At 60.1% G+C, this 16,865-nt stretch carries 8 protein-coding genes; 5 read left to right on the top strand and 3 right to left on the bottom strand.

Annotated elements, in window-relative coordinates; genetic code table 11:
- Positions 1 to 168: 168 nt before the first annotated feature.
- The gene (gene pyk, locus ACM6JM_RS13695) at positions 169 to 1,620 is read left to right on the top strand and encodes a pyruvate kinase (protein ID WP_039765940.1); all 1,452 of its coding nucleotides are present in this window, start codon (positions 169 to 171) and stop codon (positions 1,618 to 1,620) included.
- A gap of 283 nt (positions 1,621 to 1,903) precedes the next feature.
- Here pyk and ACM6JM_RS13690 read toward each other — a convergent pair whose 3' ends face one another.
- The 3 genes from ACM6JM_RS13690 to ACM6JM_RS13680 are packed head-to-tail and all read right to left on the bottom strand — an operon-like array spanning position 1,904 to position 4,717.
- Positions 1,904 to 2,653, bottom strand: coding sequence for an enoyl-CoA hydratase-related protein (locus ACM6JM_RS13690; protein WP_039765938.1), 750 nt, complete (start codon positions 2,651 to 2,653; stop codon positions 1,904 to 1,906).
- Positions 2,654 to 2,682: 29 nt separating this feature from the next.
- Positions 2,683 to 3,618, bottom strand: coding sequence for an iron-sulfur-binding ferredoxin reductase (locus ACM6JM_RS13685; RefSeq protein WP_414882068.1), 936 nt, complete (start codon positions 3,616 to 3,618; stop codon positions 2,683 to 2,685).
- Positions 3,611 to 4,717 (bottom strand): sensor domain-containing diguanylate cyclase, encoded by a 1,107-nt coding sequence (locus ACM6JM_RS13680; RefSeq protein ID WP_039765933.1) that lies wholly within the window; start codon positions 4,715 to 4,717, stop codon positions 3,611 to 3,613. The genes ACM6JM_RS13685 and ACM6JM_RS13680 overlap by 8 nt, the downstream gene beginning before the upstream one ends.
- Positions 4,718 to 5,084: 367 nt before the next feature.
- On the opposite strand from ACM6JM_RS13680, the gene ACM6JM_RS13675 reads away from it, so the two are divergent.
- The 4 genes from ACM6JM_RS13675 to ACM6JM_RS13660 all read left to right on the top strand — a co-directional run bounded on the left by ACM6JM_RS13675 (position 5,085) and on the right by ACM6JM_RS13660 (position 16,807).
- Positions 5,085 to 6,608 carry a fumarate hydratase gene (locus ACM6JM_RS13675; protein WP_007960181.1) on the top strand — a complete coding sequence of 508 codons (1,524 nt, stop codon included), beginning with the start codon at positions 5,085 to 5,087 and terminating at the stop codon, positions 6,606 to 6,608.
- A 239-nt stretch (positions 6,609 to 6,847) separates the two neighbouring features.
- Entirely contained in the window at positions 6,848 to 11,209 is a 4,362-nt protein-coding gene (locus ACM6JM_RS13670; RefSeq protein ID WP_414882067.1) for a SpvB/TcaC N-terminal domain-containing protein, read from the top strand.
- Positions 11,206 to 13,989 (top strand): RHS repeat-associated core domain-containing protein, encoded by a 2,784-nt coding sequence (locus ACM6JM_RS13665; RefSeq protein ID WP_414882065.1) that lies wholly within the window; start codon positions 11,206 to 11,208, stop codon positions 13,987 to 13,989. Before ACM6JM_RS13670 ends, ACM6JM_RS13665 begins: the two co-directional genes overlap by 4 nt.
- 55 nt (positions 13,990 to 14,044) lie before the next feature.
- Positions 14,045 to 16,807, top strand: a complete 2,763-nt coding sequence (locus ACM6JM_RS13660) for an RHS repeat domain-containing protein (protein ID WP_256587093.1) — start codon at positions 14,045 to 14,047, stop codon at positions 16,805 to 16,807.
- Positions 16,808 to 16,865 lie beyond the last annotated feature (58 nt).

Raw genomic sequence — 16,865 nt, 5'->3', positions numbered from 1 at the left:
ACGCCACCTGTTAGAAATAACAGTCTCGACGAGCGGTAGGCCTACGCCGGCCGAATGTTCAAAAATGTTCGTTTCAATAAAGAAACCAATAAGTAGTGCAAACGAACAATGACTACACCCTTCGAGCATAGTAGCCTTCGCTGGCGCTTGAACCTGAGGAGTCTTTGCATGTCCGTCCGTCGTACCAAAATCGTCGCTACCCTTGGCCCGGCCAGTAACTCGCCGGAAGTTCTCGAACAGCTGATTCTGGCTGGCCTGGACGTCGCCCGTCTGAACTTCTCCCACGGCACCCCCGACGAGCACAAGGCTCGCGCGAAGCTGGTGCGTGACCTCGCTGCCAAGCACGGCCGCTTCGTCGCCCTGCTGGGTGACCTGCAAGGCCCGAAAATCCGTATCGCCAAATTCGCCAACAAGCGCATCGAGCTGAAGATCGGTGACCAGTTCACCTTCTCCACCAGCCATCCGCTGACCGAAGGCAACCAGCAAGTGGTCGGCATCGACTACCCGGACCTGGTCAAGGACTGCGGCGTGGGCGACGAGCTGCTGCTCGACGACGGCCGCGTGGTCATGCGCGTTGAAACCGCCACCGCGACCGAGCTGAACTGCGTCGTGACCATCGGCGGCCCGCTGTCCGACCACAAAGGCATCAACCGTCGCGGTGGTGGCCTGACCGCTCCGGCCCTGACTGAAAAAGACAAGGCCGACATCAAGCTCGCCGCTGAAATGGAAGTCGACTACCTCGCCGTGTCCTTCCCGCGTGACGCTGCCGACATGAACTACGCCCGTCAACTGCGCGACGAAGCCGGCGGCACCGCCTGGCTGGTGGCGAAGATCGAACGCGCCGAAGCCGTGGCCGACGACGAAACCCTCGACGGTCTGATCAAGGCTTCCGACGCTGTGATGGTTGCCCGTGGTGACCTGGGTGTGGAAATCGGCGACGCTGAACTGGTGGGCATCCAGAAGAAAATCATTCTGCACGCACGCCGCCACAACAAGGCGGTGATCGTGGCGACCCAGATGATGGAGTCGATGATCCAGAACCCGATGCCGACCCGCGCCGAAGTATCCGACGTGGCCAACGCCGTGCTCGACTACACCGACGCCGTGATGCTGTCTGCCGAATCCGCTGCCGGCGCTTATCCGCTGGAAGCCGTGCAGGCGATGGCGCGCATCTGCGTCGGCGCTGAAAAGCACCCGACCAGCAAAACTTCCAGCCACCGCATCGGCAAGGAATTCGAGCGCTGCGACGAGAGCATCGCGCTGGCGACCATGTACACCGCCAACCACTTCCCGGGCGTCAAGGCGATCATCGCGCTGACCGAAAGCGGCTACACCCCGCTGATCATGTCGCGTATCCGCTCCTCGGTGCCGATCTACTGCTTCACCCCGCACCGTGAAGCCCAGGCTCGCGCAGCAATGTTCCGTGGCGTGTACACCGTACCGTTCGACCCGGCTTCGCTGGAACCGCACGAAGTCAGCCAGAAGGCCATCGACGAACTGGTCAAGCGCGGCGTAGTGGAGAAAGGCGACTGGGTCATCCTGACCAAGGGCGACAGCTACCACACCACCGGCGGCACCAATGGCATGAAGATCCTGCACGTGGGCGACCCGCAGGTCTGAGTGACCGGCTGCTGAAAACGAAAAGCCCCGCCATGTGAATGGCGGGGCTTTTTCATTTCAGACTGATCGTTGTTGATCGTTCCCACGCTCTGCGTGGGAATGCCTCAATGGACGCTCCGCGTCCGCTTCGGCATGGGACGCGGAGCGTCCCGGACTGCATTCCCACGCGGAGCGTGGGAACGATCGGTGCGCGGAGCGTGGGAACGATCGGTGCGCGGAGTGCGGCGGCGGTCCGTGCGCGCAGTGTGGCCGCGTTCGATGCGCGGAGCGGTCGGCGGATATCTCAATGGCGTTTGATGAACCCGGTCAACGCCGCCAACGCCTCCGGCGAGCGCAGCCGCTGGGTGAACAGTGCGCCCTCCTCCTCGATCACCTTGCGAATCAATTCGCGATCCGGCGCGCGCATCAGCTGCTTGCTGATGCGCACCGCTTCAGCCGGCAACTCGTCAAACCGCAACGCCATCTCCCGCGCCTTGGCCAACGCGGCTTCGCCACTGCCCAGCGCCTCGGTTGCGATCCCCCATTGCGCCGCCTGCTCACCGGTAAAGCCCTCACCGAGCAGCAGCAACTCCGACGCTTTGGCCTGCCCGAGCAAACGCGGCAGGATCAGGCTGGAACCGAACTCCGGGCACAAACCGAGATTGACGAACGGCATACGCAGCCGCGCATCCCGCGCCACGTACACCAGATCGCAATGCAGCAACAGCGTCGTGCCAATCCCCACCGCCGCCCCGGCCACGGCGGCGACTACCGGTTTGCGGCACTCCAGCAAATTGAGCATGAAGTGAAACACCGGGCTGTCGAGGTCGCTCGGCGGTTGCTGGATGAAGTCGGCGATGTCATTGCCGGCGGTGAAACACTCGGCGCTGCCGGTAATCAGCACGGCGTTGATTTCGGGGTCGCTGTCAGCCTGTTTCAGCGCGTCGGCCAACTGGCTGTACATGGCGCGGGTCAGGGCGTTTTTCTTGTCCGGGCGGTTGAGGCGCAGGGTCAGCAAACCGCGTTCGCGGTGCAGCAGGATGGCGTCGGTCATGGTGTGTCTCGCGTCTGAAGAATCAGCGTTCAACCACGGCTCAGGAAGACATCGGCCAGCAGTTGATTGCGCGGCAGTCCGGCCAGGAACAGACGCTTGGCAAACGCGTCGACGCTGGCCGTCGAGCCGCAGACTAAGGCCAGGGTTTGCCGGGAGACAAGGCGCAGTTGCGCCAAAGCGGCCGGCAACTCGGCCGCCGTCCACCCTTCGACGCTGAGGTTGTCCCGCTGTGCGGCCAGTGCCTCAAGGGGTTTGGCCAGGTAATGCCCTTCGGCATCATGGGCCAGGTGAATGACGCGAATGGCGCCCCGATGATCGTGCCGCAAGGCTTCGCGCAACACGCCGAACAACGGGCCGAGCCCGGTGCCGGCAGCCAGCAGCCACAGCGGCCGGTCGTGCCAGTCCGGGTCGTAATGCAAGGCGCCGCCACGCAGTTCACCGAGACGGATCGGGTCGCCGATCTGCAAGCGTCGCGCGGCATCGCTGAATTCGCCGGGCTGGCGGCAATCGAGATGGAATTCAAGAAAACGGTCTTCTTCCGGCAGGCTCGCCAGCGAATACGGCCGCGCAACGTGGCCGGCCCACAGCACCAGATGCTGACCGGCGCTGTAGCGCAACGGCCGCTGGGGTGTCAGGCGCAGACGCAACACACTGTCGCCGAGCCAGTCCAGCGCTTCGACCGTGGCCGGGCGACCATCGGTGACGGGATCGAAAGTATGCACCTGCAAATCCTCAATCACCTGGCACTGACAGGCCAACCGCCAGCCCTGATCACGCTGTTCGGCGCTCAGGGCATCGGGGCGACTGTCAGCAGGCAAGCCTTGCACGCATTGCACCAGACACGCATGGCAACTGCCGGCGCGACAGCTATAAGGCACCGCCACGCCGTTCTGATTGAGGGCATCAAGCAGGTTGCTGCCCGCCGCCACCGACCACTGTCGATCACCGACCCGCAGTTCAGGCATCGACGTTCTCCCACGCCGCCGCGCAGCGATTGCGGCCGTCGCGCTTGGCCCGGTACAGCGCCTGATCGGCACGCTGCAAGGCCTCGTCCAGATCATCGCCCAGTTCCAGCAGGGTCATGCCGGCAGACAGACTCAGGTTTTTCACATTCAGGCCCACCAGTTCAACGTCGGTGAAGGCGATGCGCAGGCGTTCGCAACAGGCGGTCAGGCGCTCGGCGTTGCAATCGGGCAGCAGCACCACGAACTCTTCACCACCATAACGCGCCAGCACGTCGCCGTCGCGCAGACAGGCCCCGGCGACGCCGGCGAAAGCCTGCAATACCTGATCGCCAGCGGCGTGGCCGTGAATGTCATTGATGCGTTTGAAGTGGTCGAGGTCGATCAGCGCCAGTCCGTGCACCACGTCGGCCTCCATCGCATTCAGCTCGCGGGTGGCCAGGCGCAGGAAATGCCGGCGATTGAACAGCCCGGTCAGTTCGTCGGTGGCCACCAGGTCTTCGAGCTGGCGCATCATCCCGCGCAGAGTGTCCTGATGCGCCTGCAAGGCAAACCGCCGCTGGCGCATGCGTTGCCGGGAGGTCTGGACGAAGCGCGCGTAGATCACCAGCCAGGCCAGCACGATCAGCAGAATGCACGCCTGCAACGCGGACAGCGCCGGATCGTGCAGCCGCAAGTGGTAACCGTCCCACAGTGTGATGGCGCAGAAGCTGAAGAACACCAGCATGGCGCAGCGCACGAACGCCCGCTGTGACAGATGGAACAGGCCGAACAGCAGGACCAGCACATAGAACACCAGAAACTCGCCCCGGGCTTCTTCCAGATGAGCAATCAGCCACGTCTGCCAGCCAAGGCCCAGCAGCACTTGTGCTTCGGTCAGGCTAGGGTCGGAAAAGCGCAGGTTGCAGCCGGAAAAGAACAGGGCGAACAGGATCGCCTGGCTGATCACCACCAGCGCACTGCCGACGGCGACACCGGCCAGCGAGTCGTTGTAGTGACCGGTGAAATACGCCAGCCACAGCAGCAGCAAAGCCAATCCATAGGTGGCTGCAGCGAGGGCGAAGCGTTTGAGCAAAAGACGTTGAATGGCGTTATGGGTCAATCGTTGACTCACCGTGCGATAAGAGGCTGACCGAGTGTCCTACTCCACAGACCGGCTGCCACTTTAGTGGCGTAGTCGATAAATGACCATTGATTTTCGGGCCGGGTATTTGGCGTCAAAAACCTGCAGCCATGCGACCAACGAATAACTCCCGGCAGATGTGCCCGCCACCGAGGCGCGGTATACTGCCGCGCCTTTTTAGCGTCGCGCCAGCAGCCCCGGCGTGCCGACCCTGAAGGGCAGCTTCGAGCTCCGAGCTTCGAGCGGCAAGTTCAAAGCAGTACACACTGCTTCAGCTTGCCGCTCGAAGCTCGCGACTTTCAGCTGCCCTTAAAGAATGTTCCCGTCTTTTAGAGGAGCGCGACTCATGACCGTGATCAAGCAAGACGACCTGATTCAGAGCGTTGCCGACGCCCTGCAGTTCATTTCCTATTACCACCCCGTGGACTTCATCCAGGCGATGCACGAAGCCTACCTGCGCGAAGAATCGCCAGCGGCCCGTGACTCGATGGCGCAGATCCTGATCAACTCGCGCATGTGCGCCACCGGCCACCGGCCGATCTGCCAGGACACCGGCATCGTGACCGTGTTCGTGCGGGTGGGCATGGACGTGCGTTGGGATGGCGCGACCATGAGCCTGGACGACATGATCAACGAAGGCGTGCGCCGCGCCTACAACCTGCCGGAAAACGTCCTGCGTGCTTCGATCCTGGCCGACCCGGCCGGTGCGCGCAAGAACACCAAGGACAACACCCCGGCGGTCATCCACTACTCCATCGTTCCGGGTAACACCGTGGAAGTGGACGTGGCGGCCAAGGGCGGCGGTTCCGAGAACAAGTCGAAAATGGCCATGCTCAACCCGTCCGACTCGATCGTCGACTGGGTACTCAAGACCGTTCCGACCATGGGCGCCGGCTGGTGCCCGCCGGGCATGCTGGGCATCGGCATCGGCGGCACCGCCGAGAAAGCCGCCGTCATGGCGAAAGAAGTGTTGATGGAATCCATCGACATTCACGAGCTCAAAGCCCGTGGCCCGCAGAACCGCATCGAAGAAATGCGTCTGGAGCTGTTCGAGAAGGTCAACCAGCTGGGCATCGGCGCCCAGGGTCTCGGTGGCCTGACCACCGTGCTCGACGTGAAGATCATGGATTACCCGACCCACGCCGCCTCCTTGCCGGTGTGCATGATCCCGAACTGCGCCGCCACCCGTCACGCGCACTTCGTGCTCGACGGTTCCGGCCCGGCCTCGCTGGAAGCGCCACCGCTGGACGCCTACCCGGAAATCGTCTGGGAAGCCGGCCCGTCGGCCCGTCGCGTCAACCTCGACACTCTGACCCCGGAAGACGTGCAGAGCTGGAAGCCGGGCGAAACCGTCCTGCTCAACGGCAAGATGCTCACCGGTCGCGACGCCGCGCACAAGCGCATGGTCGAGATGCTGAACAAGGGCGAAACCCTGCCGGTTGATCTGAAAGGTCGCTTCATCTACTACGTCGGCCCGGTTGATCCGGTCGGTGACGAAGTGGTTGGCCCGGCGGGCCCGACCACCGCCACGCGGATGGACAAGTTCACCCGTCAGATCCTCGAGCAGACCGGCCTGTTGGGCATGATCGGCAAGTCCGAGCGCGGCCCTACCGCGATCGACGCGATCAAGGACAACAAGGCTGTGTACCTGATGGCCGTCGGCGGTGCCGCTTACCTGGTGGCGCAGGCGATCAAGAAGTCCAAGGTTCTGGCGTTCGCCGAGCTGGGCATGGAAGCGATCTACGAGTTCGAGGTCAAGGACATGCCGGTCACCGTAGCGGTGGACAGCAAAGGTGAATCGGTACACATCACCGGTCCTGCGATCTGGCAACAGAAGATCAGCGAAAGCCTGGCGGTGGAAGTGCAGTAAGCGCTTCATCTGCTTGTAAAAAACCGGGCGGTCAGCGATGACCGCCCGGTTTTTTTTCGCCTGCCGTCAGTCGGCACCTGTCAGATCTGACAGGTGTCACGCCCTATGCCCTCTGTTAGCGTGGAACCTCGACGTTTACAGGTTGCGGTGCCATGGCCCTTGATGCAGATGCGCTCGTCACTCCTCCGTCCATCGCCAAGACAGCGTCCATTGCAACGAATGGGCGCAGTTGGAGTGAGATGGGTGAGACCGGGCAGCGCTCTCACACCTTGCCGCTGCCATCACTGTCTGCCCCCGGCCGCACGCTGGTTCCCGAGTTGCAACTGGTTTATGACGGCAATGGGGGCAACAGCACGTACGGACTTGGCTGGGATCTGCCGTATGCAGTCATCTCGCACAAGACCAGCAAGGGCGTACCTGAATATACGGACGGCGACGTCATGCATGCTGACGGCACCGACCTGCAGCCCGAACGGACGACGCGCGGCAAGATCAAGTCGACCCGCCGTACACGCGGCAAAGGCCGGCAGGCCAGAAAGTTTTCGGTGGTGCGCTATATCCCTCGTCTGGAAAGTACCTTCGCCCGCTACGAGCTCTGGACCGGTGACGACGGCCACGCCTTCTGGATAGTCCTGCACGCCGACGGCTCACAGCACTGCTACGGCAACACTCTGGATTCGTGCATTCACGATCCTGACGCCCCGACCCACATTGCCGTGTGGTTACTGGTGGAAATCATGAATGCCCTGGGTGAGCACATCTTTTACAAGTACAAGCCTGACGATAAAGACCCTGATCCGCGATTCGACTATTCGGCCCAGCGTTACCTGTGTCAGGTCTGTTATGGCAACAAGACCGCCAGTGACGAACTGTTGTGCCTCAAACATGAAAAACCAGAGACTCTGGATTGGTTTTTTCACCTGATCATTGACTATGGCGAACGTTCCGTCGAACTGGATGACGTACCACCGTTTGACGAACCAGACGGAAAAAAATGGCCGCTGCGCAGTGATCCGTTTCGCATGCATCGCTACGGTTTTCCAGTCGGCACCCGGCGCCTGTGCAAGCAAACTCTGTTGTTCAACAACATTGGCTCCAAGCGGGTGCTGGTCAATCGTCTATTGCTGGAACATAAACCGACATCGCATCGATACAACCACCTGGCAGCGGCGCATTACATGAGTTACGACGATAAGGGCCGCGTCAAACACTCCCCTCCAATCGAGTACTGCTACAACGCATTCGAACTCAACACGTTCCCCCAGGCCTTTCTGGCACTCGACCACATGCCAGGCCTCAATGACGGTCAGCCTTACCATTGCGTCGATCTTTACGGCGAAGGCCTGCCCGGTTTTCTCTGCCAATACGACAACGCCTGGTACTACCGCGAACCCCTGCGTGGCACTCCCGGCACGGACGAAATCGTCTACGGCCCCTGGACCCTGCTGCCGCTGATTCCGAACGCCGACAGCAACAAACCGCTGGTGCAGATCCTCACCGACCTCACGGGTGATGGCCATCTGGACTGGGTCGTCGCCCATCCCGGCGGCAGTGGGTATTACACGCTTGGTCCGGACGGCACCTGGTCGTTGTTCAAACCGTTCAGCCAGTTCCCCGTGGAGTTTTTCCATCAACTGGCACAGATGGGCGACTTGAGCGGCGCCGGTCTGGACGACCTCGCACTGATAGGCCCGAACAGCGTCCGGGTTTATGCCAACCTGCGGGAAAAAGGCTTTGCACACGGCCAGAATATGCCCCATACCCCGGACAGATTGCCGCTGTTCAGCGACGCCCGTAACGAATTGGTGTCGTTCAGCGGGATGGGCGCCAGCGGCATGGAACTGTGCCGGATCCGCCATGATGAAATCCGTTGCTGGATCAGCCTGGGTCATGGTCGGTTTGCAGAGGGGTTCAAGCTGAGCGGTTTGAAGTTCGACTACGGCGAATTCAATGCCGACCGGGTTCGCATCGCCGATCTGGACGGTTCCGGTGCCCCGGCCCTCATTTACCTGTGCTCGGACCACTTCGAAATCTGGTTCAACCATGGCGGCAATGGTCTGGCTTCGACGTCAGTGTGCGTTCCATGGCCCCGAGGCGTGCGCTACGACAACCACTGCCAGGTGACTTTCGCCGACCTGCAAGGCATTGGCTGCGCCAGCCTGCTGTTGACCGTGCCGCACATGAAACCGCAGCACTTTGTGTATCACTTCACCAGCGAACGGCCGTACCTGCTTACCGGCTGCAACAACAACATGGGCTACAGCGCCACGCTCAAACACCGCAGCAGTGCGCAATTCTGGCTGGATGAAAAACAGTCGGAGCTGGAGGCATGCAGAAAACCGGTGTGTCGGCTGCCGTTTCCGCAGATGGTGCTCCAGTGCCTGCAACAACTGGATGAAATCACCGGCAATCTACTGAGCCAGTTTTTTGAATACTTCGAGGGTTACTACGACGGTATCGAACGCGAGTTTCGCGGCTTCGGCCGGGTCTGTCAGATCGACAGCGAACTCGAACCGGGCAAGGCCGAAAGTGGCCATACGGCGCCGACGCGCGTGACGCACTGGTTTCATACCGGCCAATGCATCAACCCGATACTCAGGAACATCTGTGAGCTGGATACAGAGGCCACCCCCTTGGGTGCCACCGTGTATTCGCGTTTAAACGCGGTAAAAGGCACTGACGTAATTCGCAAGCCCTACCCCGTCGAAGAAAATGAAATCGCTCGTGCCCTCAGCGGACAACTGCTGCGCAGCGAAGTGTCCCAGGCTGATGACTCCCCGCCCGTCCGATTGTTTTCCCTGACCGAGTGTCGCTACCGGGTTCGGCAAATCGTGGGCAAACCGGCCTGCCTGCAGGTGCTCGAGCAGGAAACCCGCAGCCATCAATACGAACGCGTCATGAACGACCCGACCTGCCAGCACGTGGTCAACATGGCATGGGACAAGTACGGTCGACTGACTCACGGTTTCACAGTGGCCTGTGCACGCCGCCGCACGAAAAATGACCCTCCGCCCTTCGAGCAGGAGGATCAACAGCTCGCCTGGATGGACAGCCATGATGAGCAACAGGAATTTTTTTATCTGAGAGAGACACTTGCCGAATACATCAACCTGATCACTGACGGCCACTGGCTGCTCGGCTTGCCCAGCCGCCAGCGCGGTAATGCGATGAAGCTGCCCAAAGGCGATCTGCCGGACGGTTTGCGCGCAGCGGACATCAGTTTCGAAAATTTCGATCGGCATAAAGACAGCGCCAAGTGGAAAGCCGAACGCGAACTGACCTCGCTGTCGCAACATTCCTATCTGAAGGCCGCCGGCGAGATGCTTTACCCACCGTTGGCAGGACCGACGAAACAGGCCGTGTTCGACAAGAAGGCGCTGGAGGCCTACGCCGATACCCCGATTGTCATTCGGGATGAGCTGCGCAAGATCGGCTATGAGCCGATGAATCTGTTTTTCCCAGAAGATTCGGAAGAGGACAAACTGAAAAACCTGTGGTCGGCCGAAAGCGGATTCTTCACTTACACCGATGCCACGGGTTTCCACCACGTCACCGCTGTGCAACAAACCGCCAGCCATGGCGAGACGCACATCACCTGGGACGACTATCACCTCTTCACCATTGCCATTACCCTCCCGGATGGCTGCACGACGACGATCGTTCATGACCCTCACACGCTCCAGCCCCTGAGCATCACGGACGCCAACGACAACATCCAGGAAGTGCTTTATGAGCCGGGTGGCCAGCCCATGGTGCACAGTTTTCATGGCACCGAAGACGGCAAACCGGCCGGCTTCAAGCCACTGGCCGAGTACCCCGAACAGAAGAATCTGAGTGTCGAATATGCGCTTGCCAACCCTGAGGAAGTGCTGAAGTGCGCTGCTAGCGTGGTGCGCACCGACCTGTTCAGCTGGATGCCAGTGCTGCCGCCCGGAACGCTGCCGCGCAAAAGAAAGGAATGGATCGCCAAGGGGCTGATTCTGCCCGATGGACATATCCGCGCCTCGGCCCTGCGCTGGCTGAACCAGCGAAAACAACGCACGGCCAGCGAACAGACCCTGCTCGGAATCATCCGCACGGGCCCACGGCAGCCGGTACACAGCCTCAGCCTGGTTGCCGACCGTTACCACACCGATCTGCTGCAATTGATTCAGATGGTCATCGCTTACATCGACGGCTTCGGCCGCCCGCTGCAAAGCAAACAACTCGTCCCGCCGGGCGATGCGTTTGTGGCCACGCCCGGAAAGAGCCTTGCGCTGGACCGTGGCCAGCCGCGCACGGCACCGGCCGATCCGCGCTGGCGAGTCAGCGGGCGGGTGGAATACAACCACAAAGGCGAAACCATCCGCGTCTATCGCGCCTATTTCCTCGATACCCATAGCTACATCAATGACAGCTCAATGCGCGAGCACGGTTACCACGACCGGATGTTCTACGACGCCTTGGGCCGGCCGATCCAGACGATCAATGCGCTGGGCCATCTGGCGTTCGACATCCTGCACCCGTGGTTCACGCTCAGCTATGACTTCAACGACACGGAAGAACCGCCACCGGCCAAGCCTGCGAAGCCTGCCAAACCGGCGAAGAAGGTCAAGCCATGAACGCCAGCGTGCACCGGAACACACCGTCGGTGGCTGTCATCGGCCCGCGCGGCGAGGTCATCAGACAGGTCGAATACCTGCGCAAGGTCGCGGACGGCCCCGTTCAGGCGCTTGTCACCCGCCAACAGCATGACGTGGCCGGCCGCGCGGTGGCGCAACGCGACCCGCGCCTGCCCACGCCCAATACCCGGACCGTGTTTGCACTGAACGGGCAGGCGTTGAACACGATCAACGTCGATGCCGGTGTGAACATCACGCTGCCGGGACTGGCCGGGGAACCCCGGCAGACCTGGGACGCCCGTGGCAATCATCGACGCATGAGTCATGATCCACAGCTGCGTCTGGTCAGTCTTGAAGAGAATGGCGCAGCGGATATCGAAAAAAACAGCTATGCCGCCGCGACTGCCGATCCCCGATACAACCTGCGCGGAAACTTGATCGAGCAGAAAGATCCGGCCGGCACGGTCGAATTCAGAAGCTACGCACTGACCGGCCAGCTATTGAGCGAAACCCGCACCTTCGAGGATGCCCGGACGTTCACCAGCGGGCTGCTGTTCAGCCCGCTCGGTGCATTGCTCGAGAGCATCGATGCAGGTGGTCACCGGCAACAATCGACATACGATGCGGCCGGACAGCTCACCAAAGTGAAACTGCAAATCAGCGGGCAAGCCTGGCAGCCCATATTGAATGACATGCAATACAACGCCGAAGGCAAGGTCATCGAGCAACAAAGCGCAAACGGCGTCACCAGCCACTGGATTTACAACGATGCCAACGGACGGCTATGTCGGCACTACGCGCAAAAAGCTTCGGGGCAGACTCTCAAGGATGACGAGTACCGTCACGACCGGATTGGCAACATCACCGTCATTCGTGACCACACCTACACACCGACCTACTTCCGCAACCAGCGGGTCGACGGCGTTAGCGAGTTCGATTATGACTCCCTGTCACGTCTGATCCGTGCCACCGGCCATGACGATGCGCCGCCCAGGGACAATCCGGGCCTGCCGCAGCCAACAGATCCCAATGACCGGCGCAATTATGTCCAGACCTATGACGTGGACAAAGGCGGAAACCTGACCTGCGTGACCCATGTCCGCGACGGCAACACCTACCATCGCCAGATGTTCGTCGACCCTGGCAGCAATCGCGCGGTGCGATGGGAAGAAGGCGATCGGATTCCGGACTTCGACGTCGAGTTCGATTCCGCCGGCAACCTGAAAGCCCTGCAGCGGGGCCAGCCAATCCAGTGGAACAGCCGCAATCAGGTGCAATCGGTAACCCTGGTCGAACACGCCAGCGGACCGCCAGACACCGAGCAATATCGATACAGCCAGGGCGTGTGCGTGCACAAACGGCTGGAAACCTACAGCGGCACAGTCAGCCACTTCGTGGACGTTCGCTACTTGCAGAACCTGCAGGTCCGCAGCAAGGAAAACGGCGAACTCCTGCATCTCATCACCGTTGCGACCGGCGTCGGACACGTTACGTGTCTGCACTGGGTGGACAAACAGCCGGTGGGCATCACCAACAATCAGCTGCGCTACTCCCTGACAGACTCATTGAGCTCGTCTGTGATGGAGCTGGATGATTCAGCGCAGATGATCAGCAAGGAGACCTACACCCCCTACGGTGCTATGGCTACGCTGGCGGCACGTTCGCAGATTGAGGTGGATTACAAGTTCATCCGCTACTCGGGCAAGGAAATGAATATCGCCGGTCTGTACGACTATGGAGCACGGTATTACGCGCCGTGGTTGTGTCGCTGGATCAGCAGCGATCCTGCGGGAGATAACGACGGGCTGAACCGGTATGCGTTTGTCGGGAACAATCCGATCACTTATTTCGATAACGGTGGCACCCAAAGAAAACCCTCAGAGCAACGTCAGATGATCAATGACCAAGTAGCTTATTTATCCACTGCGCAACAGAACCTGGACGAGGTAAACCAACAGTTTGGCGATCTGACTTCGCCGGCAAAGTTTCGATTGAAGGTACTCAAAAACTTCATTTCTCTCGCTGGCCGGGCTACCGTTGGTTTCTTCTCTGCCTGGGCAGTAACCGGTCATGCGTTCAAAGAAAGTACAATTCCTGGCGAACTGCAAGGGCTGTCATTGGGAAACTTCACGGCTGACAGCGCCGTTGGGGCTTACGAAAAAATAATGGCCCCACTCAAGATGAACGCACCGATTTTGCCAAGGCATGCGAATCTGGAACCTGGCTCTATCCGGGATCAAAGCAGCGGAACGTCTCCCGGACCACTTGATAGATTCACAGTCAATCCGGGAACGTGGGAAGAACGGTCGGAGAATATCAGGACTTTGTTCAGCATCGTTCGAGACTCCGGAGGCGGTGCGATATTGCCTGGGGTATCAGAAATTTTCGAACTCATGCGCGTAGCCAAGGACGCAACCAAGGCCGAACAGCAATTGACCGCGATAGAGTTGGATGCCTATGACTCGTTACTCGACAACCTCGAAAAATCGATTGTTCAAGCGGCAGACATCGCCGAGGCCATATTTAACGAAATGGGCGTCGGGCAATTTTATGCGAACGATCTGGATTACTTGATTGATATCGGTCTCAGCAAAGTGGGGGCAACCGATAGCAGAGCGGTCAGTCGATCCGATATAAAAAAATATCGGGAAAAGGCACTGAACAGCCTTCACGAAACCCGCACTACCGTCAAACGGTACCGCCAGTATGCGAGCATAAATTTATCCCATCGCGCTCCAAGCAACAAAGTAGTCCACTGGTGGAACAATGGCGGCAGATAGCTCAATCCACCGAAACACCCCTTCGCTCACCGTGAATGACGGACGAGGCCTGCCCGTGCGCCAGGTCGCCTATCTGCGCACGGTCGCCGACGTCCCCGTGGAAGCGCTCGTCACCCGCCTGCGCCACGACATCGCCGGGCGACTGGTCGAACAGCAGGACCCGCGGCTGTCCGTGCCCAACCTCGTGAATGTATTCGGCTTGAGTGATCAGCCTCTCAAGATCGACAGCGTCGATGCCGGTCTTGGTGTGATCTTGCCAGGGCTTGCCGGAGAGGAACAGCAGCGCTGGGATGCGCGAGGCAATCACTGGCGTACAACATACGATGATCAATTGCGGGCGGTGAGGCGCGATGTAAACGCGATGGCCGGCGTAGAAAAGATGACTTACGCCGATGCCACCGAGGATGCCGGTCACAACCTGCGCGGACAGATGATCGAGCTGGAAGACGCGTCGGGCTCGCTGAAGTTTCACAGCTACGCACTGACCGGCCCGGCACTGCGAGAAACCCGCACCTTTCACGATGACAAAGCCTTTGTCAGCCGACGCACTTTCAGCCCGCTGAACACGGTACTGGAGACGATCGACGCCGCTGGCCACAAGCAGCAACCGACTTATGACGTTGCCGGGCAGCTCATACACACCCGGCTCCAGACCAACGGCCAGCTCAACTGGCACACCGTGTTGAACAGTGCTCAATACAACGCCGACGGACAGATCACCGAGCAACACGCCGGCAATAGCGTCATCAGCCGCTGGAACTACCGCGCCGCCGATGGCCGCCTGCATCGCCATTACGCGAAAAAGTCGTCTGGGGAAAAACTTCAGGATTACGAGTACGAATACGACGCGGTGGGCAACATCACCCGCATTCTCGATCACGCCTACATCCCGACGTTTTTTCGCAACCAGTTGGTCGATGGCCATCGTGAATTCAGCTACGACTCGCTGTACCGACTGATCCGCGCCACCGGTTACAGCGATGCTCCACCGAAGGACAACCCCGGCCGGCCACAACCGACTGATCCCAACGACCGGCGCAATTTCATCGAAACCTACGATTACGGTCCTGGCGACAATCTCGTCAAGACCACCCATGTGCGCGACGGTGCCAACCATACCTTCGAGACGAGCATCGATCCCGCCAGCAACCATGGCGTGCGCTGGAAACCCGGTGATCCACCACCTGAATTCGCCAAGCTGTTCGACCCGGCCGGCAATCTGCTGGCCCTGCAACCCGGCCAGCCCATGCAGTGGAACCTTCACGGTGAACTGGAAAAAGTCACCCTGGTCGACCGCAACGGCAGCAGCGCCAACGACGAAGAGTGTTACGGTTACAGCCTGGGCAAACGGATCTACAAACGCCACGAGACCCACACTACGAAAGTCAGCCACTTCCACGAAGTGCGCTATCTGCCGGAACTGGAAATCCGCACCAAAGACAATGGCGAAGAACTGCACGTCATCACCCTCGACATCGGCCCCGGCGGCGCACGCTGCCTGCACTGGGAGAAAGATCCGGCGAACATCGGCGCTGATCAGCTGCGATTCACCTTGGCCGATCACTTGGGGTCGGCGGTCAAGGAGCTGGATGCTCAGGCGCAGTTGATCAGCGAGGAAGGCTATCGGCCGTTCGGAGTAACAGCGTTCTATACCAAGCGTTCCGCCATCGAGGTCGGTTACAAAACCGTACGTTATTCAGGCAAGGAAATGGATGCCACCAGCCTGTACTACTACGGCGCCCGCTACTACGCACCGTGGCTGGGACGCTGGATCAGCGCCGATCCGGCCTATGCGGTGGATGGATTGAATATGTATGCGTTCGTAGGTAACAACCCCATAGCCCGTGTCGATGCCGACGGACAGACCTGGCTCAGCTTCCCGGCTATCGAAACGTCTGAACAACGCGATACCAGAAAGGCTGCGAGTGCGGCGAAACAGGCCCAATATCAAGCCAATATGACGTTGTCACGGGCGGTCGACCGACATAAAAAGATCCTCGAGCTCACGACACGCAGGGCTCAGGAAGCCGAACAACAGATTCTCAACCACCAGTCTGCGCAAGCGCATGGCAAGTCTGCCGCCATTCGTACAGCCACGCATCTCGGTAATCAGACACTCAGCTATGGGGCGGGTATCGGCCTGGGTGCTGTCGGCGCGGTAATGGGCAGTGTCGCCGGACCGGTCGGCGTAGCGCTGGGCATTTTCCTGGGATTCGTCGTCAAAAAATCGGTAAGCATGGGATTGGACTTTGTCTCGGAAAGGATGGGCCTGAGCGCCTCGGTCAAATTCAAGTCGAGCAAGCTGAGCTCGGCCCGGATCGTGAAAAAAGGCGAGTACAAGACCATGAACTACGGTTCTTACGTCCTGAACAAGTTCCGAGCCATCGTCCAGGGCATGATTGCCATGAACAGAAAAGGCTGGCTCCGGGGCGGCAAGGAAGTGGGGCCTGTCGTTGCCAGCGTTGTCATGAAAATTACCAAAACACCTTTTGCCAGTGAGATCAGTGCCGCTCTAAGCACGATCGCGGGCACTTTCGAGATACTCCATGAAGTCGCCGGGGCGGGAGAGCCACTGAGTCCGGAGAAAAAAGCCAACGCGGACGCTAACATCGACGGAATGGTCAATGTGTTGAATGCCTCGCTCGGCGAGCTTCAGAACCATTTCGCAAACGCCAATCGCGAGTCGATCCATACTTACCGACCGCTGAATAAGGTGTTCGGCAGCGCTCCCGGAGACTCGATGGCCAGTCTGGCGGACGCCACGGGACACACTATCGCGCAACTGAGACGGACTCAGAACCTGATCAGGGCTGCATGATCGCGTGTCGCCACGCCCGGCACCTCAAGCAGTACATGTGCGTGCTATCGTGCTCGCC

This window comes from Pseudomonas sp. IT-P2 (genome assembly GCF_949767575.1).
GTDB lineage: Bacteria > Pseudomonadota > Gammaproteobacteria > Pseudomonadales > Pseudomonadaceae > Aquipseudomonas > Aquipseudomonas pharyngis.
The sequence above is the reverse complement of the archived record's forward strand: the minus strand, read 5'-3'. Positions and strand labels throughout refer to the sequence as shown.